Origin of the sequence: Hyphomicrobium sp. (genome assembly GCF_047600905.1) — a bacterium.
Lineage (GTDB): Bacteria > Pseudomonadota > Alphaproteobacteria > Rhizobiales > Hyphomicrobiaceae > Hyphomicrobium_B.
This window is the reverse complement of record NZ_JASGKD010000001.1, coordinates 1,420,772-1,439,635: the sequence shown is the minus strand read 5'-3', so window position 1 is coordinate 1,439,635 and position 18,864 is coordinate 1,420,772. Positions and strand designations below refer to the sequence as shown.

Annotated in this window: 16 protein-coding genes; 6 read left to right on the top strand and 10 right to left on the bottom strand. The window is 60.7% G+C overall.

The window, feature by feature from the left end; genetic code table 11:
* Positions 1 to 34 precede the first annotated feature (34 nt).
* From QM780_RS07105 to QM780_RS07095, 3 genes are all read right to left on the bottom strand, one after another.
* Positions 35 to 751, bottom strand: a complete 717-nt coding sequence (locus QM780_RS07105; RefSeq protein ID WP_415069779.1) for a glutathione S-transferase C-terminal domain-containing protein — start codon at positions 749 to 751, stop codon at positions 35 to 37.
* 28 nt (positions 752 to 779) lie between these two features.
* Positions 780 to 1,466, bottom strand: coding sequence for a ParA family protein (locus QM780_RS07100; RefSeq protein WP_415069778.1), 687 nt, complete (start codon positions 1,464 to 1,466; stop codon positions 780 to 782).
* Positions 1,467 to 1,673: 207 nt separating this feature from the next.
* The gene (locus tag QM780_RS07095; protein ID WP_415069777.1) at positions 1,674 to 2,546 is read right to left on the bottom strand and encodes a class I SAM-dependent methyltransferase; all 873 of its coding nucleotides are present in this window, start codon (positions 2,544 to 2,546) and stop codon (positions 1,674 to 1,676) included.
* A gap of 200 nt (positions 2,547 to 2,746) precedes the next feature.
* On the opposite strand from QM780_RS07095, the gene QM780_RS07090 reads away from it, so the two are divergent.
* Positions 2,747 to 3,745: a hypothetical protein gene (locus QM780_RS07090; protein ID WP_415069776.1), complete on the top strand. Its 999-nt coding sequence runs from the start codon at positions 2,747 to 2,749 to the stop codon at positions 3,743 to 3,745.
* A 6-nt stretch (positions 3,746 to 3,751) separates the two neighbouring features.
* Here QM780_RS07090 and QM780_RS07085 read toward each other — a convergent pair whose 3' ends face one another.
* The 3 genes from QM780_RS07085 to QM780_RS07075 all read right to left on the bottom strand — a co-directional run bounded on the left by QM780_RS07085 (position 3,752) and on the right by QM780_RS07075 (position 7,985).
* Positions 3,752 to 5,182 (bottom strand): cytochrome P450, encoded by a 1,431-nt coding sequence (locus QM780_RS07085; protein ID WP_415069775.1) that lies wholly within the window; start codon positions 5,180 to 5,182, stop codon positions 3,752 to 3,754.
* 66 nt (positions 5,183 to 5,248) lie between these two features.
* Positions 5,249 to 6,127 (bottom strand): NAD(P)-dependent oxidoreductase, encoded by an 879-nt coding sequence (locus tag QM780_RS07080; protein WP_415069774.1) that lies wholly within the window; start codon positions 6,125 to 6,127, stop codon positions 5,249 to 5,251.
* Positions 6,128 to 6,197: 70 nt separating this feature from the next.
* Positions 6,198 to 7,985 carry a hypothetical protein gene (locus tag QM780_RS07075; protein ID WP_415069773.1) on the bottom strand — a complete coding sequence of 596 codons (1,788 nt, stop codon included), beginning with the start codon at positions 7,983 to 7,985 and terminating at the stop codon, positions 6,198 to 6,200.
* A 312-nt stretch (positions 7,986 to 8,297) separates the two neighbouring features.
* Here QM780_RS07075 and QM780_RS07070 point away from each other — a divergent pair, with 312 nt between their 5' ends.
* Positions 8,298 to 9,602, top strand: a complete 1,305-nt coding sequence (locus QM780_RS07070; RefSeq protein ID WP_415069772.1) for an MFS transporter — start codon at positions 8,298 to 8,300, stop codon at positions 9,600 to 9,602.
* A gap of 23 nt (positions 9,603 to 9,625) precedes the next feature.
* Here the strand turns inward: QM780_RS07070 and QM780_RS07065 are convergent, their stop codons facing one another.
* Positions 9,626 to 12,049 carry a heavy metal translocating P-type ATPase gene (locus tag QM780_RS07065; RefSeq protein WP_415069771.1) on the bottom strand — a complete coding sequence of 808 codons (2,424 nt, stop codon included), beginning with the start codon at positions 12,047 to 12,049 and terminating at the stop codon, positions 9,626 to 9,628.
* 62 nt (positions 12,050 to 12,111) lie between these two features.
* Here QM780_RS07065 and QM780_RS07060 point away from each other — a divergent pair, with 62 nt between their 5' ends.
* Positions 12,112 to 12,387 carry a metal-sensitive transcriptional regulator gene (locus QM780_RS07060; protein ID WP_415069770.1) on the top strand — a complete coding sequence of 92 codons (276 nt, stop codon included), beginning with the start codon at positions 12,112 to 12,114 and terminating at the stop codon, positions 12,385 to 12,387.
* 200 nt (positions 12,388 to 12,587) lie between these two features.
* Positions 12,588 to 13,622: a L,D-transpeptidase gene (locus tag QM780_RS07055; protein WP_415069769.1), complete on the top strand. Its 1,035-nt coding sequence runs from the start codon at positions 12,588 to 12,590 to the stop codon at positions 13,620 to 13,622.
* Between the two features lie 36 nt (positions 13,623 to 13,658).
* Here QM780_RS07055 and QM780_RS07050 read toward each other — a convergent pair whose 3' ends face one another.
* Positions 13,659 to 14,165: a CYTH domain-containing protein gene (locus tag QM780_RS07050; RefSeq protein WP_415069768.1), complete on the bottom strand. Its 507-nt coding sequence runs from the start codon at positions 14,163 to 14,165 to the stop codon at positions 13,659 to 13,661.
* A gap of 305 nt (positions 14,166 to 14,470) precedes the next feature.
* On the opposite strand from QM780_RS07050, the gene QM780_RS07045 reads away from it, so the two are divergent.
* Positions 14,471 to 15,265 (top strand): SDR family NAD(P)-dependent oxidoreductase, encoded by a 795-nt coding sequence (locus QM780_RS07045; protein ID WP_415069767.1) that lies wholly within the window; start codon positions 14,471 to 14,473, stop codon positions 15,263 to 15,265.
* A 50-nt stretch (positions 15,266 to 15,315) separates the two neighbouring features.
* Here QM780_RS07045 and QM780_RS07040 read toward each other — a convergent pair whose 3' ends face one another.
* Together QM780_RS07040 and QM780_RS07035 are read right to left on the bottom strand one after the other, a co-directional pair.
* On the bottom strand, positions 15,316 to 15,576 hold the full coding sequence (locus QM780_RS07040) for a hypothetical protein (protein WP_415069766.1): 261 nt from the start codon (positions 15,574 to 15,576) through the stop codon (positions 15,316 to 15,318).
* Between the two features lie 87 nt (positions 15,577 to 15,663).
* On the bottom strand, positions 15,664 to 16,371 hold the full coding sequence (locus tag QM780_RS07035) for a CAP domain-containing protein (protein ID WP_415069765.1): 708 nt from the start codon (positions 16,369 to 16,371) through the stop codon (positions 15,664 to 15,666).
* 223 nt (positions 16,372 to 16,594) lie between these two features.
* Between QM780_RS07035 and parC the strand changes: the two genes are divergently transcribed.
* Complete coding sequence (gene parC, locus QM780_RS07030) at positions 16,595 to 18,844, top strand: DNA topoisomerase IV subunit A (RefSeq protein WP_415069764.1); 2,250 nt, start codon at positions 16,595 to 16,597, stop codon at positions 18,842 to 18,844.
* Positions 18,845 to 18,864: the final 20 nt, after the last annotated feature.

The window sequence follows — 18,864 nt, the reverse complement described above, 5'->3', positions numbered from 1 at the left end:
ATGAACGGCGGCGTTGCGTTCGCAGGACGTCGCGTCAGATATTATGCTCTTGTCGAATACGATCGACATAAGCTGCGAGATTTCGTTTGCCCGCAACATATCCGGTGCCGGGCCATTGATGCGGCTGGTCTATGAGATGGCGCAGCATGGCATAGACCGATGCATCGATCGAGCGCAGCCGGTCGCCCATGAAATACGGTTTGTCGCCGAGATAGTCGGCAACCGCATCGATATCCGAACGAAAACAATCGAACACGACCTCGCATGGGCGCCGTCCCATGCCTTGCCCTGAAAACCCGGAAAGAATGCGAACGCGAAACGCATCGAGCACGGCGCGAAGCTCCGGTGTCACGTCTGCGCCTTGGACGATATAGGGGATGTACGTCTCCCAACCCGTATCCGAACGCCATCGTGGCTCGATGACGCCGCTCCAATAGAGGTGCTCCTCGATCAGCCGGTTCCACGCCAACGCCGTCGCTGCCTCGGAACGCGAAAGATCGCCGTCGAGTGGATCGCCGTACTTTTTCTTGAGATAGGCAATGATGGCGTTCGAATCTGCCACCTTCGAACCGTCTTCGTCGATGATGTATGGCAGCTTGCCGTAAGGCGCATCGATATCGATCCGCCCCAGATCCTGCGATTTGTGCGCAAATGGAATGCTGGTAAAGGTCATATAGGCGATGACCTTTGTGACGTAGGGGCTGATGTCCGCGATTCCCCATGCTGGCACGTAACCGTAGACAGTTATCATCGCGGCTCCCCGATGCGCACACGCTTAGTCAGTGCGCCGAATACACCCCATTGGCAGCCCGCACGTGCTGCAGGATTTTTCTGAGTACGCTCGCCATCAGTTCGTTGGCTCGTTCGTTGAGCGGGGCTTCCCCCGTCTCGATGACCGATTTGCCGCGATTGTGCGCGCGACGATAGCCGAGCCGTTCGGGCAGTGAGCCTCCGAGCGGCTTGTATCCGGTTGTCTCGAGATAGTGCCGCGCCCAGCGTTCCTCTTTCGCATCGAGAATCCGGCACAGCGCCACGCACAGCCGATCCCGTGCGATACCGGTATTCTCCAACTCGTAAAGGAGAAGCGTCGTCGGGTGCAGGTCGTCGGAGCTGGTGCCTGTCGGAAGGACGATGAGATCGGACGCGCGGGCAACTTCGAATGTCTCGGGCGACAGGTGGCCCGGCGTATCGATGACAACGAGATCGACGTCCCCGATTTGCTTCAGCCCGTCGGCGACTGACGAAAATGCCTGGGCGTCGATTTTGCTCAGACTTCGACTTGTCGCGCGGGTCGTCGACCAACGCACCGAGGTCTGCTGCCCGATATCGAGATCGAGCAGTTTGACGCGCAGCTCGCCCTGCGCTGCAACAACGGCGATGGCCCGTGCCAGCGTGCTTTTTCCGACGCCGCCTTTCTGGCCGATAATGGATAGAATGACGGGCATGACAGCGCGAGGGACCGACACAAAAGTTTTGACTTGCACGTTAGGCTACCGCCGGGCGAAAGCGCGGCCAAGCACCTTTGCACGCCGGACTCCGTCCGGTGTACTAATTTTCCGCGGCAAGGCAAAAATGTCGGGGTTTCGGTTTACCGGCGGCCTGTAGAGGCGGGGGTGGTTCGGGGCCGAAACGGCCGCGCCTTCTCCCCCGCCACCTGCCAGTAGAAGGTGCGCTCAATGCTTTCGAACGGGCTCCAGCAGCACATAACCCGCCGATTTTTGAGAACCGATACGCCTTTCCTGGGAACTCAAGAGCCAGCGCGCCGCGATCGCCAATCGGCCGAGCATGGGCAGCTCGATCCGCCGGCCGAGCCGCGCGCTTTCCGGGGACAGATAGCGGACGTCACGCGAGCGCCAGCCGTGCTGCTCGAAAAACCTGAACCAGTCGCCGGGGTCGAATTTGAAAGGCGCGTTCTTCGTGCGCCCCGCCAACATGCGCTCGCGATACTTCAGCAGCTCAGGTGAAAAATAATCGACGATCCAATAGGCCGCGCGCGGAAGCGCGTGCAATTCACCGGCCAGCGCGCCCACGTCGTCGTTGCTGAGATAGGGAACGAGCCCTTCGGTCAGGACCAGCATTTTAGAAGCCTGCGCGTTCGCGCTTTGCAGCACGTCGCGGCGTTGCGCGGGGTCGGCAAGGTCCGCTGTGACTCGCCTCAATTTGAAGCGCGGCGTTTCGTGCGTGAGGTGACGCTCCTTATAGCCGATCATCTCTGGATAGTCGGCTTCGATCCAATTGAACGATGCAGGCAGGTCCATGCGATACGGTCGCGTATCGAGACCGGAGCCGAGATTGAGCACGGTATCGACGCCTTGCGCGACTGCGTTTTGGATCAGTTCGTCGATGATCCGTGTGCGAACCGCGATCACCCACGAGGTTATGAACGGCCGTGGCATCGACTCCGCGATGCGTCGTCCGTGATCACCCGCAAGCACCGCGGCGAGAGGATCGCGAAATAGGGCATCGGGCCGCCGCGTTTCGACGCCGCGATAATGCGCGACCCAGAATGCGGTATCCGACACGTTTTCAATCGTCGCTTCGGCCATCGAAATTTCCTTCTCTGAGAAGCGGAAAAACATCCCAATACGTGGAGATTGCGTCGGACACGCGACCGGCCGCGATGATGCTATCTGTTTCAGCCCGCGATCAGGGCCAACGCCCGTGATCCGCCATGCAAACGCCGTAAGCATCCGCGATAGCGGGCAGCGATCGACGTGATCAGCGCGAATCTTCTCGGGGAGGGAGCATGGCGCAACCAGTCGCAATCGTTTTCGTCCATGGCATTCATACCTTCGCGCCGGGCTATCACGTCGGGATGCAGGCCGCGATCGAAGCGCGCCTGCCGAAACGCATTCGCGATCTTGTCACCTTCCGCTCGGTGTTCTGGGCGGAGCGCGTTCGCCAGCGCCAGAAGGAATATCTCGATGCGGTTGGGCAAAAGAACCTCTTTCCGGTCACGCCGTATCGTAGTCTCGTCGTCCAAGGCCTCGGCGATGCCGCCGCGTATCAGAAAACCAAGAGCGTCCGCAATTCCTGCTACTACGAAATTCAGGCCGATGTTCGCGCCGTTCTCGAAACGCTCGATGGCGACGGCCTTCCCGAGCGTCCGCTGATTTTCATTGGCCATTCCCTCGGCTGCCACATCATCTCGTCGTTCATCTGGGATGTGAATACCATCAAGAACTGGGACGCGGCACGCCTCGCACAGGAGGGCAGTGAAGTTCGCGATTTCGCCGATTACCTGAAGAACGGCTCGCCGTTTCGCCGCCTCGACACGTTGGCAGGACTGGTGATGATGGGCTCGAACATGCCGCTCTTCACCTTTACGTTCGGGCCGAGCCGCATCATGCCGATCACGACCTCGCGCGCCCCGGACGAACATCCGGCGTTTCCGGGCAAACATCTCGACGCCGGCATGAGGGCGCGGGCTCGCTGGCTCAACTACTACAGTCGCAACGATCTGCTCGGCTATCCATTGAAGCCGCTCAACGACGCCTATGCCGGCGAGCCGTTGCTGCAAGACATCGAGGTTGCTTCCGAAGGTGCTTTCCTTCGCGTTATTGGTCATCTCTCACAGCCCGCTGTCGCGTTCAAGGCGCACACGGGTTACTGGAACAATCGGCGCGTCGTGCGCGGGGCAGCGGATCTCATTACGTCGATTGCAACGGTCGGAGAGCCCGCGCAGAAGCGCGGTTTCGCATTCTGGCGGCGTCCCAAGCCGGAGCTTGCCGCGGCACCATCGTGACTGCGCTCACCGCCGCATCAGAGTTGTCGGCATGCCGTACTTCGGCGGCAGAGTGATTTGCGGCATGATGTCGATTATCGCGCCCGGGTCGACCGTGAACCGGAACTTCTGCCCTACTGTCGCGAGCACGATTGCCGCTTCCATCAGCGCGAAATGCACGCCGATGCAAAGCCGCTGCCCACCACCGAACGGATAATAGGCAAACTTCGGCAGCCGTCCTGCAAGGCCGCCGAGCCACCTCTCGGGCAGGAAGCGCTCAGGCTCCGGGAAATACTTCGGATCGCGATGATTGACCCACTGGCTCATCAGAACGGTGTAGCCCTTCTTCACGCGATAGCCGCCAAGTTCGAGATCGGCAGCGGCCTCCCGTCCGATCACATAGACGGGAGGATAAAGCCGCATCGCCTCGTTTATGACCGCCGACGTATAGGGCAGAGAGCCGAGGTCTTCCGCCCGCGCCGCGCGACCGCCGAGCACGCGCTTCCATTCCTCGCAAAGTTTGGCCTCGGCGTCCGGGTTCTGAGAGAGGAGATACCAACTCCACGTCAACGTCAGCGCAGTCGTCTCGTGACCGGCAAGATAAAGCGTCATCGCTTCGTCGCGCAGTTGACGGGCGCTCATGCGTCCGCCGTCTTCGTGCTGGGCGGCGATCATCGTCGACAGCAGATCGTTTCCGGGTGGCTCGGCCTTCTTCTGCGCAATGAAGCTGTCGATCACGGCATTGACGTTGGCGATTGCCCGATTGAGGCGAATGTTGGCTGGCGTCGGAAGCCAAAGCGGCAATTGAAAAAGGGCATCCAGCCGCCGCGTCAAAAGCTCGAAGGTGAGCCGCAGACTTTGATCGATCTGCACGCGGTCGCCGTGGTCGTCGAGGCCAAAAAGCGTCTTCAGAGCGATGGCGCTCGTCAGCGCGCTGAATTCAAACGCGACATCGACGGATTGTCCCTCCGGCCATTTTGCCAGCATCGCTTCCGTGAGTTCTGCCATGATCGGCGCATACGAAACGACTTTCGCTTTCAGGAAAGCCGGTTGCAGCAGTCGGCGCTGCGCCAGCCAGAAATCTCCCTCGCTCGTTACAAGGCCGTTGCCCAGCACGGGCTTGAAGGTCCTGGCGCCGAAATGCTTGATGTAGGACCGCGCGTCGGTGACAAGAACCTGCTGTATCAGCTCAGGATCGCTAACCAGGAAAAGCCGCCAGCGCCCGATCCGAAAACTCGCAATAGGACCATACGTTCGCGCAACCTCTAGAAAGAAATCGACTCGGCGCGCACCGACTTGCGCGAGATTGCCGCCGATCAGCGAACCCTTCGGGCCCGGCGGCAATCCGGTCTGTAAAGTCGGCATCGGCATCCGCAAGATCCAGCAAAATTTCAGAAAAAATGAAAATACTTCGAGATCCGGCGATTGCCAGTCGGGAACAGTCGCGCAAAGCGACATGCTATCGCCCCGCAAACGTCTGCGTAAGTCATAAATGTGCAAGTGTGTGGGTTGCGCGAAGAAGCGTCAGGAGCTACCCGCATCCCGCGCGGCAAGGCCGCCGACCGCCGACCAGTCGAGCTCGTCACCCCCGTTCGCGAGCAAGGTCAGGAAGCGGTCGCGCAACAGGCTGGCAAGGGGCAGGGGAACCCGCAATTCCTCGCCCGCAGCAAGGGCAAGGCGAACGTCCTTCAATCCGAGTGGCGCGGCAAAACCAGCGGGCGAGAATTTCGCTTCCGCAATCAGGTTTCCATAAGTTTTGTAAACCGGCGCGCCAAACAACGTCGACGTCAGGATTTCGAGATACTGATGCTTGTCGATCCCCGCCTTGCCGACGAGCGCCATGGCTTCGCCGAGCGATTCAATCACGGCGGCGATGAGGAAATTGCCGCTGAGCTTGACGATGTTCGCGGCCTCCGCCTGGGTCGAGATCACGAACGTCCGCTGCCCGATGGCGTCGAACAGCGGTTGGACAATCTCGATGGCATCGGGTTCGCCAGCCGCGACGACGAACAGTTTCGCCGCTTGCGCGGCATCGGGGCGCCCGAAGACGGGTGCCGCGATGTAGCGCTGCCCAGCCTCGGCATGCGCTTCGGCGAGCCGCTTCGAAAGCGCGGTGCTGATTGTGCTCATCGAGATATGGATCGCATGCGAAGGCAAGCTCTCGATGATCCCGCCGTCTTCAAACGCGACCCCTTCCACCGCTCTGTCGTCGGCCAGCATGGTGAAGACAGCAACCCCTTTACAGGCCTCGCCCACAGTAACGGCGACTTTGGCGCCTTGCGATGCAAGCGCGTCCGATTTCGCTCGCGTGCGATTGAAGACGGTCACCTCATGGCCCGCCTTGAGTAGGTTTGCAGCGATGCCCGTGCCCATCTGGCCGAGCCCTATGAAACCGATTTGCATGCTTCCTCTCTCTCAGCGGGGCATATAACGAATGTCGCTACGGCGAGCCGTCGTTGCAATGCGTCCGACGCTATGCCGGGACGCCTGCCAACTGCATTTGATTTCGCAGCTCCGCAACCGTCTTGCGCAATTCATCGCTCTCAAGACGGGCATAGGCGTCGGCGGCGTGTCGTCCGAGGTTCCGCAGAGTTTGGCTTTCATGAGAATCAATCGACGTGCCGGACTCGTGCGGCCCGTAAAGCGTGATCGCATAACAATGGACGCGGCTCGCCGCCGGGATCGCGAGGATCGGCAAATCGAGGTCATCGGGAAAACCCGCGGCCTTGGCGGCGGCGTCATCGATGATGTACGGCGTGCCCTTCATCAGCTTGTCGATCGCCCCTTCCTGCAGCCGTAGTTCGCGAACGCCGGCGTTCCATCCGCTGCCGGCCTCGAACCGCCGGAAGCCCTCGTCAGTGCTTCGGAAGGTCGTTGCCGACGATAGCTTCAGCATGGCGCAGGCGCGTTGCGACAACGCGCGGTCGATCTCGTTGCCGCCTTTCGCATCGAGAATGGCATCGCCCAAAAGCTCTTCGGCCTTGTCAAGCGACCGGTTGAAGAATTCGTCGGCAAGCTCGACCGACCACTCGTGTAGGCGGCCGATGACGAACAGAATGATGGCGCCGACCATCAGCCACGACCAGCTCGGCAGATCGGCGAACTCGTACAAATGCTCGGCCTGTTGATGGAGCAAAAGTGCCGGCAGGCTCGTCATCAGCGCAAGGATCGTGACGCGTCGTAGCGGAATGGCGACATTGACCACGCGCTGCCGGTGCACCGCCACCAGGACGAACAGGCACAGGACGCCATTGACAAGATAAAGCAGCCCGGCGACGTCCTCCGGCAGGAAAATGTCGTCAAGCTGGGTCAGCAGGGTCGTGTATTCGTTGAGGTCGGCGATGACAAACGCCGGCAGCCCGATCAGGCATCCCCACATGATCCAGCGCAGACGCTGATTATCCTTCGGCGAGAGGCTGTGCCGCCGCATCAGCAGGATCGTCACCGCGAGCGCGCTGATGACGATGCCGAACAGGATCGTCGCGCGACTGAGCAACTCGGTATGAAAACCGAAAGCGCTGCCATAGGACGCCAGCAACGCAATGGCAATTGCGGCGCCGAACCACGGCAGCATTCGCTGGGCGCGTCGCCATTCCGGCTGCAAGTCGCCCGTCGGAGCCCGCATGACGAACGCGAGCAGACCCATGTATCCTGCCGCTTGCGCGATGGAGGCCAGCACTTCCTGACCGAGAAGCGCAATCGGCCAGTCATGCAACATGGCGTAGAAGACGTCGCCTTGGCCGGGGTTGAACCAGAGAACGTAGAGAAAAAAGCCCCAGGTCATCGTTCCGGGCTTGGTCCACACCAGCCAAGCCGCCGCCAGGATGATGGCTATTCCTGCGAATTCGTCGAGAAGCAAGACAAAGCGCACGAGCCAAGTGGAGGAGCGCGCCTTGGCCGTCACATGAACCTGCCGCGCTCCTTGCGAGTTTGTCGGCAAGAGATCGAATGTGCCGGTCCGGCCGGGAAAGACGTATTCGTTGCCGCCGACCGCAGAGATGACGCTGGCGCAGATGTCGCGGTCATAGGGCAAACACCGCATCCGCGAGAAATCGAGCCTGTCGCCCTTGCGGATCCCCGCTTGCCACGCCGGCGACTCCTCGTCCGATGCAAACGGTCCATTGGCATCGTAGATCCATCCGTCGCTGTCAGCATAAAAGCCGAACGATCCGAGCGGGCTGACGACGCGCGACAGATCCGGCACGATCAATGCCAATCCCCAAATCGTCAGCACGAGAAGCAGAAGCCGCTGCCCTGTCATCACCGGTTTGCCTTCACCCCTAAGCGGACCGACACAATTCTTTATGCCAACTTATCCCCGCCCGCTCGCACGATGGTAGAATGATAGGGCCGAAATCCGCAAGGAGCCTCACTTGTCCACTATCATCGAAGTTAATGATTTTACTCAAATAAATCGCTTGTCGCAGGGCCGCGCGCCGCACCCGTCGAGACGTCGGCGGCATCAGGTGCCCCGCAAAGCCTCGATCCGCGGACGCGTGATCGCGTCGCGCTGATTTATTATTGTGATCATAATATATAGGCTCACCCACTTGCAGATTGGCCCGGTCAGATCATGAACTCCTCGAGCATCGCCGGCGTCCTGTCGCGCAGAAACGTTCATTACGGCTGGGCTGTGGTCGCGGCCACCTTTCTGACGATGCTGGTGACGGCTGGCGCGGTCGGGGCGCCGGGAGTCTTCATCGTTCCGCTTGAAAAAGAATTCGGCTGGAAGACCTCAGAAATCTCGTCGGCTCTTGCCATCCGCTTTTTTCTTTTCGGCATGATGGGACCGTTCGCCGCCGCCTTCATGAACCGGTTCGGCGTCCGCCGTATCGTTTTGACCGCGCTCGCCATCGTCGCCCTCGCGCTCGGCACCTCGCTGCTGATGACGGAACTCTGGCAGCTCGTCCTGCTGTGGGGCGTAGGTGTCGGATTGGGAACCGGACTGACCGCGATGGTTCTCGGCGCCACCGTCGCAACCCGCTGGTTTTCGGAACGGCGTGGTCTCGTCATGGGCATGCTCTCGGCCAGCACGGCGACGGGCCAGCTCGTTTTCCTTCCGTTGCTCGCCAAGCTGACCACGCTCAACGGCTGGCGACTGTCCGTCGCTTTCATTTGCGCGATGATCGGCGTCGCCGCCGCCGTCGTCTATCTGTTGGTGCGCGACCGGCCCGCCGATATCGGCCTTCCGCCCTATGGCGCAACTGAGATCGTTCCGACGCCGCTGCACACGGAAACGCTCGGCGCTCTGCTGTTGACGCCGATTCTGATCCTGAAGGACGCGGCAGGCACAGCCGCATTCTGGGTGCTTTTCTCCACGTTTTTCATCTGCGGTCTGAGCACCAGCGGCCTCATCCAGACGCATTTCATCGCCCTTTGCGGCGATTTCGGTCTGGCGCCCGTGACCGCCGCGAGCGTCCTTGCGATGATGGGCATCTTCGATTTCTTCGGCACCTTGGGCTCGGGCTGGCTTTCGGATCGCTTCGACAATCGCTGGCTGCTGTTCTGGTATTACGGCCTGCGTGGCTTGTCGCTGCTCTATCTGCCCTACACCGACTTCACGTTTTACGGCCTGTCGCTGTTTGCGATGTTCTACGGCCTTGACTGGATCGCGACTGTTCCGCCGACCGTCAAGCTCACGACGCACTACTTCGGCGCCGAGAGAACAAATGTTCTGTTCGGATGGATATTTGCCGGCCACCAGATTGGAGCGGCGACCGCCGCCTACGGCGCCGGTCTGACGCGCACCGCCTTTGCAACGTATCTGCCGGCATTTTTTGCGGCCGGAGCGGCGTGCCTCGTCGCGGCGCTCCTTATTCTGCTGCTTGGCAAGCCATCTGCCACACCGCTACCGCGGAGCACCGAAGCTGCAACGTGAACGCGAACGTGGCGGTGCTAAATCTATTCGATGCGAACGGTCCGCAATCGCAACGCGTTCGTAATGACGCTGACCGACGAAAGTGCCATCGCCGCCGCCGCAATGACCGGCGATAGCAGCAGTCCGAAAATCGGATAGAGCACGCCCGCAGCGATCGGTACACCGGCTGCATTATAGATGAATGCAAAGAACAGGTTTTGCCGGATGTTCGACATGGTGGCGTCCGAAAGCCGTCGCGCCTTCGCGATGCCTTCGAGGTCGCCTTTGAGTAGCGTAATGCCTGCGCTTTCGATTGCGACGTCGGTGCCGGTCCCCATCGCGATGCCGACGTCGGCGGCCGCCAGGGCAGGGGCGTCGTTGACGCCATCGCCCGCCATCGCTACGGCATGGCCCTGACGCCTGAGATCGGCGACGATGCGAGATTTGTCTTCCGGCAGAACGTCGGCCTTGACGTCGTCGATGCCGAGCTTCGCCGCCACCGCTTTCGCCGTCGTGGCGTTGTCGCCGGTCAGCATGACGACATGGACGCCATTGTCCTTGAGCTTGCGCAGCGCGCTCGGCGTCGTCGCCTTGATCGGATCGGCAATCGCGATCAAGCCCGCGGCTTTGCCGTCAACCGCGACATACACGGCGGTTGCACCGTCGCCGCGAAGTTTCTCCGCCTCGCCGTCGAGCGCCGAGGTCGATATGCCGGCTCCATCGATGATCTTGGCATTTCCGATGATTACGGCGCGGCCGTCGATCTTGCCCGAAACGCCCTTACCGGATGGCGCCGAGAAGTCGCTGGCGGGCGACAGACCGATGTTTCGTTCGCGGGCCGCCGCGACGATGGCCGCGCCAAGGGGATGCTCGCTCGCCTGTTCGAGGCTGGCGGCAAGTTTCAAGAGTTCAGTCTCGTCGAAGCCGCTGGCCACACGGATCGCCGTCACTTTCGGCTTGCCTTCGGTCAGCGTGCCCGTCTTGTCGACGACGAGCGTGTCGATCTTCTCCATGCGTTCCAGCGCTTCGGCATTCTTGATCAAAACGCCCGATTGCGCCCCGCGGCCGACGCCGACCATGATCGACATCGGCGTTGCCAGGCCAAGCGCGCACGGGCAGGCGATGATCAGCACGGAAACGGCGGCGATCAGCGCATAAGAGAATTCGGGTTCAGGTCCGAATGCCATCCATGCGACGAACGCCAGCACCGCGACGGCAATCACCAGCGGCACGAACCAGCCTGCGACCTGATCGGCCAATCGCTGGATCGGCGCGCGGCTGCGCTGCGATTCCGCCACCATTTGCACGATGCGCGCCAGCATCGTATCGCGGCCGACTTTATCGGCTTCGATCACGAGCGCGCCCGAGCCGTTGATGGTCCCGCCGATGACCTTCGCGCCGGTTGTTTTTGTGACGGGCATCGACTCGCCAGTCACCATCGATTTATCGACGTTGCTCTTGCCATCGACGACCTTGCCATCGACCGGCACGCGCTCTCCGGGACGAACCCGAAGCTTATCTCCAACGACGATCGCTTCGACCTGCACTTCTTCGTCCGAGCCGTCGGCCTTGAGCCGCCGTGCGGTCTTGGGTGCGAGCTTGAGCAGCGCCCGAATGGCTCCGCTGGTCTGCGCGCGGGCGCGCAGTTCCAGAACCTGACCGATGAGGACGAGAACGGTGATGACGGCCGCCGCCTCGAAGTAGACGGGAACGGCGCCGTCCATGCCGCGCAGATTATCGGGAAATAGCCCCGGCAGCAGAGTTGCGACGACGCTATAGGCCCAGGCAACGCCCGTGCCGAGCGCGATCAGCGTGAACATATTGAGATTGCGCGTTTCGATCGATTTCCAGCCGCGCTCGAAAAACGGAAATCCGGCCCACAGAACGACAGGCGTAGCCAGGACGAGTTGCACCCAATTCGAAACCGTCGGGCTGATGATGTGATGCAGGTTGAAGATGTGTCCGCCCATCTCCAGGACGAAGACGGGAAGGGCAAGCGCCAGACCGATCCAGAGCCGCCGCGTCATATCCTCAAGTTCGGCATTGGGCGGCGCTTCCGCCGATACCGTTTCAGGTTCGAGCGCCATGCCGCAAATCGGACAGAACCCCGGGCCGATTTGCCGGATCTGCGGATGCATCGGGCAGGTGTAGATCGTGCCAGCCGGGACGTCGTCGGCTTTCGCTTCGGCAGGTTTTAAGTATTTTGCGGGGTCGGCGATGAATTTCGCTCGGCAACCGGCGGAGCAGAAATAATAGGTCTGTCCCGCATGCTCCGCACTGTGCTTGGCGGTCGCGGGATCAACGCTCATGCCGCAGACCGGGTCTTTGACCGGCGACGCTTGGTGCGCGCCCGGGCCGTGGCTCCCATGCTGATGCGCGTGCCCGTGCGAGCAGCAGCTATGACCCTGCTGGGCGTGACTGTGCTCTGTCGGTTGTCCGTTGTCTGCCACCGCTCTTCGTCCCCGCATTGTTCACATACCCACCTAGGGTATGGTTGACAGATATACCCTGGTGGGGTATACGTCAAGACATGCAGAAGCAAACCAAACAAGCGTGCCTGAAGCGCCTGAGCCGCATCGAAGGTCAGGTTCGCGGCCTCGCCAAGATGGTCGAGGAAGGGCGCTATTGCATCGACGTCGTCACGCAGATCTCGGCTGTCCGCGCCGCACTTCGACGCGTCGAGGAAGAGGTTCTGCGCGATCACGTCGCCCATTGCGTCGAGCACGCGATCGCCAGCGGCAATTCCGCCGATCAGCGCCGCAAGGTCGCAGAACTTATGGATGTGCTCGCACGCGCATCGCGCTGACGATCATGCGCAGCCCCGATTTGCGGCTTTTATCAATTCTGAGCGTTTCGCCGTTACAATTTGAAATAACGCATATGCGTCGATGCCTTTGATTTGCCACGCCATTGACGACTTCCCACGTCAACGTCGAGCCACGGATCGGCGAAGGTGACGAGTTCGTCCGGCCGTGAAGCGGGAAACAAAACGAAACGCGGGTTTCTATGAAAGCAATCATTCTCTCGATTGTTGCCGTATCGGCGTTGGCCGGTTCGTCGACTTTTGCCCAGGCACAGCAGTGGGATCCGTGGGATGGTCCGCGCCGCCCTGTCGATCGCAGCTATCAGCCCGACGATGATCGCTACGACAGTCAGGACGACGAGCGCTATTTCGATCAGCAGGACGGACCGCGTGCGAACAATCGCTACGGCGATCCGGACAACGATCCGCGCCGCTACGATCCTCGCTACAACGCCGACCGCGACGACGACTACGCGACTGGCCGGCCGTACACGACACCTCGCGCTTATCGGGACGACGGCTACCGAAGCCGCGGCTACGACGACCGCGACGATGGCTATGGCGCCTGGGATGCCGCCCCGTCTCGCGACGAAGAAGAACGTCTCAGCAAATCGCAGGGCGTCAGCGGCGGCGCACGACCGCCCATTCGCGCTGTCGCACCGCCGAAGGTGGCATTCAGCGCGGGCTACGCGCCGGGCTCGATCGTCATCGATACCAGCGCGCGTAAACTCTACTACGTGTTGAGTTCCAACACTGCCTATGCCTATCCGATCGGCGTCGGACGGCAGGGGTTTGCCTGGACTGGAAAGGAAAAGGTCTCTCGCATCGCCGATTGGCCGGATTGGTATCCGCCTGCCGACATGCGGCAAAGACGGCCCGAGCTTCCGGTTAGAATGCTTGGAGGCATCCGCAATCCGCTTGGCGCCAAGGCGATCTACCTCGGCAATACGCTCTACCGCATTCACGGAACCAACGAGCCGAAGTCGATCGGCACCGCCGCCTCTTCAGGGTGCTTCCGCATGATGAATGAGAACGTTCTGCATCTCGCCTCGCTGGTCCACGTCGGAACCGAGGTAACAATCGTTCGCTCGCTCGGCCGAAATGTCGCTTCGGCTGCGAAATCTCCCAGATCAGAAACGAAGGAAGCGAGAAAAGCCTCGCCGCAATCTCCGGCCATCATTAATCGCAATGCGGCCGAGGCGTCCGACGATTGGGATCCCTATAACGGCTGGCATTAGCCGCTCGACGCGAGGCGCCAAGCCTCGCGTCCGCCGTCAGGCGTCGTCTTTGTCCCAGGGCGGATTGCCGTTCTTGTCCCACGTGAGGAAAGGATAACGCGCCAGATCGGAATTGCCATAACGGCGGTCGCCGGTCACTTCCTTGCCGGCCCACGACGGAATAGCAAGCGCCTGATCGGCGGTTTTGAGCTCGGCTTCCGCAATCACCAGACCGCTGTTTGCTCCGTCGAAAACGTCGACGGCCCAGACCACGCCTTCGTAGGGAACGTCAAAGCGCGTCTTTCTGATAATTGGTTCGATGCTGAACTGCTTGATCATCTCGACGGCGTCGGCATAGGGGATCTCATATTCGTATTCGTGCCGGACCAACGCGCCCGGCTCGCTCTTGAGGGTGATGAAACCTTTGTCCCCGTAGATGCGGATCCGCGCCCGAACAAGCGCCGTCCGTGCGAAGTAGCCCTGGAGGATCCGCGCCGAGCCGGTCGCGGCGCTCTTCCACGTATCGTCGCGGATCAGAAATTTTCGCTCGATCTCGAGTGCCATTCTGCCTCCCGGGCATCACGCGAAGCGTCGCACCTAGAGTTGCGCCGCACCGACACTAGTTCGCCATTGCGACAAGCACATTGCTCATCCTTTCCGTTAGGGTGAGTGCCACCAATGCGGTTAATTCCGATACCGAGGAGGGGGGAACCACTTTCACCGCCCGGCGTAACTGAAATAAATTTGTAGCATGCCCCATGTTGCGGCGGCATGGACGCCAGACAACTAACGCCGCGCAATTGACCCTTGCAAATTGTTCTGAAAATCCGATCTAACGCACGCTGATCCCTGGACCGGAGTTTCTCCCGATGAAAATCGACCTGACCGATAAGACCGCTCTCGTAACCGGCTCGACGGCGGGCATCGGACTTGCGATCGCAAAAAGCCTGGCTCAGGCCGGCGCCAAGGTCGTCATCAATGGCCGCAGCCAGGAGACTGTCGATAAAGGCGTCGCTGCCGTCCACGAGGCCTGCAACGCCGCCGCCGTTTCGGGGGTCGCCGCCGATGTTGCGACTGCCCAGGGCTGCGCCGCGTTGATGAAGGCGGTACCGTCGGTCGATATCCTGATCAACAACGCCGGCATCTTCGAGCCGAAGCCGTTTTTTGACATCCCCGACGCCGACTGGACGCGCTTTTTCGAGACGAACGTTATGTCTGGCGTACGGCTGTCCCGCGCTTACTTGCCTGGCATGCTTGAGCGCAACTGGGGCCGGATCATCTTCATTTCCTCGGAGTTGGCGGTGAACATTCCGGTCGAGATGATCCATTACGGCTTCACTAAGACTGCCCAGCTTTCAATCGCCCAGGGTCTCGCGCAACTCACCGCTGGAACCAATGTGACCGTCAATTCCGTGCTTCCCGGGCCGACGAGGTCGGAAGGCGTCGAAGAATTCCTGAAGTCGATGGCCACAGCAGCCGGCAAGACGCCGGATGAGATGGCAGCCACATTCGTCAAGGAGCATCGGCCCGCGTCGCTGATCCAGCGCTTCGCGAGCGTTGAGGAAGTCGCGAATATGGTCGTCTACGCCGCCTCGAAGGAAGCCTCTGCTACCAATGGCGCTGCTCTCCGCGTCGAGGGCGGCATTCTGAGAACGATTGGTTGATCGCGGCTACCATCCGGCGACACGCCGCACATGACAGCTCGATCTCGAAATCAATTCTGCGGTTGTTTCGGCGGCACTTCGATGTCCACGCCCGGCGCTTGCACTTTCACGCCGTTTTTATCGTTTTCGATATGCACACCCGGGGCATCGACCGAAGTGCCACCGCCCGGCTTGTCGGTATCGACCCTGACCGCGGGCGCATCGACCTCCACGCGCGCATGTCTTTCTTGATAGAGGCTCACCGCCTCGGTAACGACGGCGGCGGCGATCAGGCTCAAAACGATGAAGATGAGAAGCTGGCGGGTCTGCATGGCGTCTCTCCCATTCTGGTTTTTATCTGAGACAAATGACAACCGAGCACCAGGGAGAAAGTTTCTCCACTGACGATTTACACAACTTCACTGACTTATTGAACGCTTGGCAATTTCGAGCATCGGCGTTCCCGAAGCGTCGGATTTGAGGGTGTAGAGCTGTTTGTCTTCCGCGCTGACATTTGCAATCTCGGTGGAAGACGAAAACAGGCCGCCCGGCTTGGAGATGATCAGCCGCCCGGGGGCACAGGACGAGTGAACGACCGAGGTCCCGGGCTTCAGCCCATGCGCCTTGCCGCCGAAAGAATAGCTCAATTCCACGTTCGCGACGTTCTTGATTTTGAACGTCAAGATTTGCGAAGCTGGCTGCCCGAACAATTCGACCGAAATGAATTTCGGTTTTGCTCCGGGCGCCCGCGCCACCCCGACGCCGATTTCGGAAACGGTGCTGCGCAGAATATTGGCCCGGTGAGGCGGCGAGTTCATCCAACCGGCGACCGCCTGAATGGCAAGGGAACCCGTATCAAAACCGCGGCCATCTTCATCCATCGCGAGGTTTTCCGCGATATCGCAATGCTTGTAGCCGACGCTTTCGGCGCGCTGGGTCGGCGTGCGTCCGTCGGCGGTATGAGAAAACGTGCCGCTGTTTGCGACTTTTTGAGCGTAGGCGCGGGCCGCCTTCGCCAGCATCGCATTGATCTTCAGCGCCGGCAGCTTTTGTTCCTGACGAACCTGATTCGTCATTTCGACGATGTGCTGCTCGACTTGCGGTAGATCCGGTACGAGAGCCGCCATTTTTCAATTCCGTTCGCGTTTCTTCCGGGGTCTCGGCAAAAAGGAATACTGATTTCAAGGCGCCGATGCCATGCCTGTCGGCAAATCGACAAGACCTCCTGTGGATGTTCGTGTTTGGGAGTTATGCTGGATTGCGCCGAAATGGCGCGGCCCAATGATCCCGCCTCCGCCTGCCGGGCCGCAGGCTTGAGCATACCCCGGCACCGCTGTAGATGGGTGCGCCATGAGTGACAAACCGATTCTGCCGGGCGATGGCCCGATCGAGCCCGTCGAGCTCCGAAGCGCTCTCGAAGAGCGCTATCTGGCTTATGCTCTTTCGACGATTATGCACCGTGCACTGCCGGATGTGCGCGACGGCCTGAAGCCTGTCCACCGCCGCATCCTCTATGCGATGCGCGAACTACGCCTGAACCCGGAAGGCGGTTTCATCAAATGCGCCAAGATCGTCGGTGAAGTGATGGGTGATTATCACCCCCACGGCAACCAGGCGATCTACGATGCCCTCGCCCGTCTCGCCCAGGACTTTGCCGTCCGCTATCCGCTTGTCGATGGCCAGGGCAACTTCGGCAACATCGACGGCGATAATCCTGCAGCCGAGCGCTATACCGAAGCGCGCATGACCGAGATCGCCGCGCTCATCCTCGAAGGCATCGACGAGGAGACGGTCGACTTCCGTCCGAACTACGACGGCCGCGTCGAGGAGCCGGTCGTGCTGCCGGCTGCATTTCCGAACCTTCTGGCGAACGGTTCCTCCGGCATCGCCGTCGGCATGGCGACAAACATTCCGCCACACAACGTCGACGAGCTGTGCGCCGCGCTTCTGCACCTGATCAAGCACCCGAATGCTACGATCGAAAAACTCGTCGAGCTGGTTCCCGGACCCGATTTTCCCACCGGCGGCGTCATCGTCGAGCCGCGCGCCCAAATCCTTGAAGCTTATAAGACCGGACGCGGTGGTTTCCGGTTGCGCGCCCGCTGGAGCAAGGAAGACACCGGCCGCGGTGGCTATCAGGTCGTCGTCACAGAAATTCCTTACGGCGTTCAAAAGGCGAAGCTGATCGAAAAGATCGCCGACCTGATGAGCGAGAAGAAGCTGCCGCTTCTCGGTGACGTTCGCGACGAAAGCGCCGAGGAAATCCGCCTCGTGCTTGAACCCAAGAGCCGTACGGTCGATCCCGTGCTGCTGATGGAAAGCCTGTTCCGCTCGACCGAGCTGGAAGTCCGCGTCAGCCTCAACATGAACGTGCTGTCCGCGGGCCAGATCCCCAACGTTCTCGACCTGCGCGACGTCCTTTGGCAATGGCTCGAGCATCGGATCGAGGTTCTGGTTCGCCGCTCGACCTATCGCCTGAAAAAGATCGAACACCGTCTCGAGGTGCTTGATGGCTATCTGATCGCCTATCTGAACATCGACGAGGTGATCCGGATCATCCGCCGCGAGGATGATCCCAAAGCCAAGCTGATGTCGAAGTTCAATTTGAGCGACATCCAGGCCGAAGCCATCCTGAATCTGCGCTTGCGGTCGTTATCGAAGCTCGAAGAGGTCGAGATCAAGGCCGAGCACGACAAGCTTTCCAAGGAACGGCGCGAGCTGAAGCAGCTTCTGAAATCCGAAGAGCTGCAGTGGGAGCGCGTCTCCGAGGAAGTGAAGGAAACGCGCGAGAAGTATTCGAAGAAGACTCCGCTCGGCCGCCGCCGGTCGTCGTTCGCCGATATGCCCGAGATCGACGTCGATCTCGACGCGGCTCTGGTCGAGAAAGAACCGATCACGGTCATTCTGTCCGAGAAGGGCTGGGTGCGGGCGCTGAAGGGCCACCAAGACGACCTCTCGAAGCTCGAATTCAAGCAGGGCGATGAGCTGAAGCGCGCGATCAAGGCATTTACCACCGACAAGCTCGTCATCTTCGCGACCAACGGCAAATTCTTCACGCTTGAAGCGAACTCGCTTCCGGGCGGACGCGGCCACGGAGAGCCCGTCCGGCTGATGATCGACCTTGAGGAAAACCACGACATCGCCGAGGTCTTCGTTCACGATCCGTCGCGCAAGCTGCTCGTTGCTTCGACCGGCGGATATGGCTTCATCGTGCCCGAGGAAGAAGTCATTGCCTCGACCCGCAAAGGCAAGCAGGTGCTGAACGTCAGCGAGCCCGAGGAGGCGCGCGTCTGCGTTCCCGTCGATGGGGATTGCATCGCGACCATCGGCGAGAACCGCAAGATGCTCGTCTTCAAGCTCGACGAGGTCAACGAAATGACTCGCGGCAAGGGTGTCATCCTGCAGCGCTTCAAGGATGGCGCGCTGTCCGACGCCCGCGTCTTCAAGAAATCGGATGGCCTGACGTGGCTCGACAGTGCGGGCCGCGAATTCGCGCTCTCCTGGAGCGAACTCAAGGAATGGGTCGGCGAGCGCGCGCAGGCCGGACGTGTCGCACCGAAAGGTTTCCCACGGTCGAATTCGTTTGGACCGCGATTTTAGTTTCCCCTGTTGATCGTCGG

Coding starts and splice junctions, on each gene's coding strand:
- QM780_RS07105 (WP_415069779.1), bottom strand. CDS start 751: ATGATAACTGTCTACGGTTACGTGCCAGCATGGGGAATCGCGGACATC.
- QM780_RS07095 (WP_415069777.1), bottom strand. CDS start 2,546: ATGGCCGAAGCGACGATTGAAAACGTGTCGGATACCGCATTCTGGGTC.
- QM780_RS07090 (WP_415069776.1), top strand. CDS start 2,747: ATGGCGCAACCAGTCGCAATCGTTTTCGTCCATGGCATTCATACCTTC.
- QM780_RS07085 (WP_415069775.1), bottom strand. CDS start 5,182: ATGTCGCTTTGCGCGACTGTTCCCGACTGGCAATCGCCGGATCTCGAA.
- QM780_RS07080 (WP_415069774.1), bottom strand. CDS start 6,127: ATGCAAATCGGTTTCATAGGGCTCGGCCAGATGGGCACGGGCATCGCT.
- QM780_RS07075 (WP_415069773.1), bottom strand. CDS start 7,985: ATGACAGGGCAGCGGCTTCTGCTTCTCGTGCTGACGATTTGGGGATTG.
- QM780_RS07070 (WP_415069772.1), top strand. CDS start 8,298: ATGAACTCCTCGAGCATCGCCGGCGTCCTGTCGCGCAGAAACGTTCAT.
- QM780_RS07065 (WP_415069771.1), bottom strand. CDS start 12,049: ATGCGGGGACGAAGAGCGGTGGCAGACAACGGACAACCGACAGAGCAC.
- QM780_RS07060 (WP_415069770.1), top strand. CDS start 12,112: ATGCAGAAGCAAACCAAACAAGCGTGCCTGAAGCGCCTGAGCCGCATC.
- QM780_RS07055 (WP_415069769.1), top strand. CDS start 12,588: ATGAAAGCAATCATTCTCTCGATTGTTGCCGTATCGGCGTTGGCCGGT.
- QM780_RS07050 (WP_415069768.1), bottom strand. CDS start 14,165: ATGGCACTCGAGATCGAGCGAAAATTTCTGATCCGCGACGATACGTGG.
- QM780_RS07045 (WP_415069767.1), top strand. CDS start 14,471: ATGAAAATCGACCTGACCGATAAGACCGCTCTCGTAACCGGCTCGACG.
- QM780_RS07040 (WP_415069766.1), bottom strand. CDS start 15,576: ATGCAGACCCGCCAGCTTCTCATCTTCATCGTTTTGAGCCTGATCGCC.
- QM780_RS07035 (WP_415069765.1), bottom strand. CDS start 16,371: ATGGCGGCTCTCGTACCGGATCTACCGCAAGTCGAGCAGCACATCGTC.
- parC (WP_415069764.1), top strand. CDS start 16,595: ATGAGTGACAAACCGATTCTGCCGGGCGATGGCCCGATCGAGCCCGTC.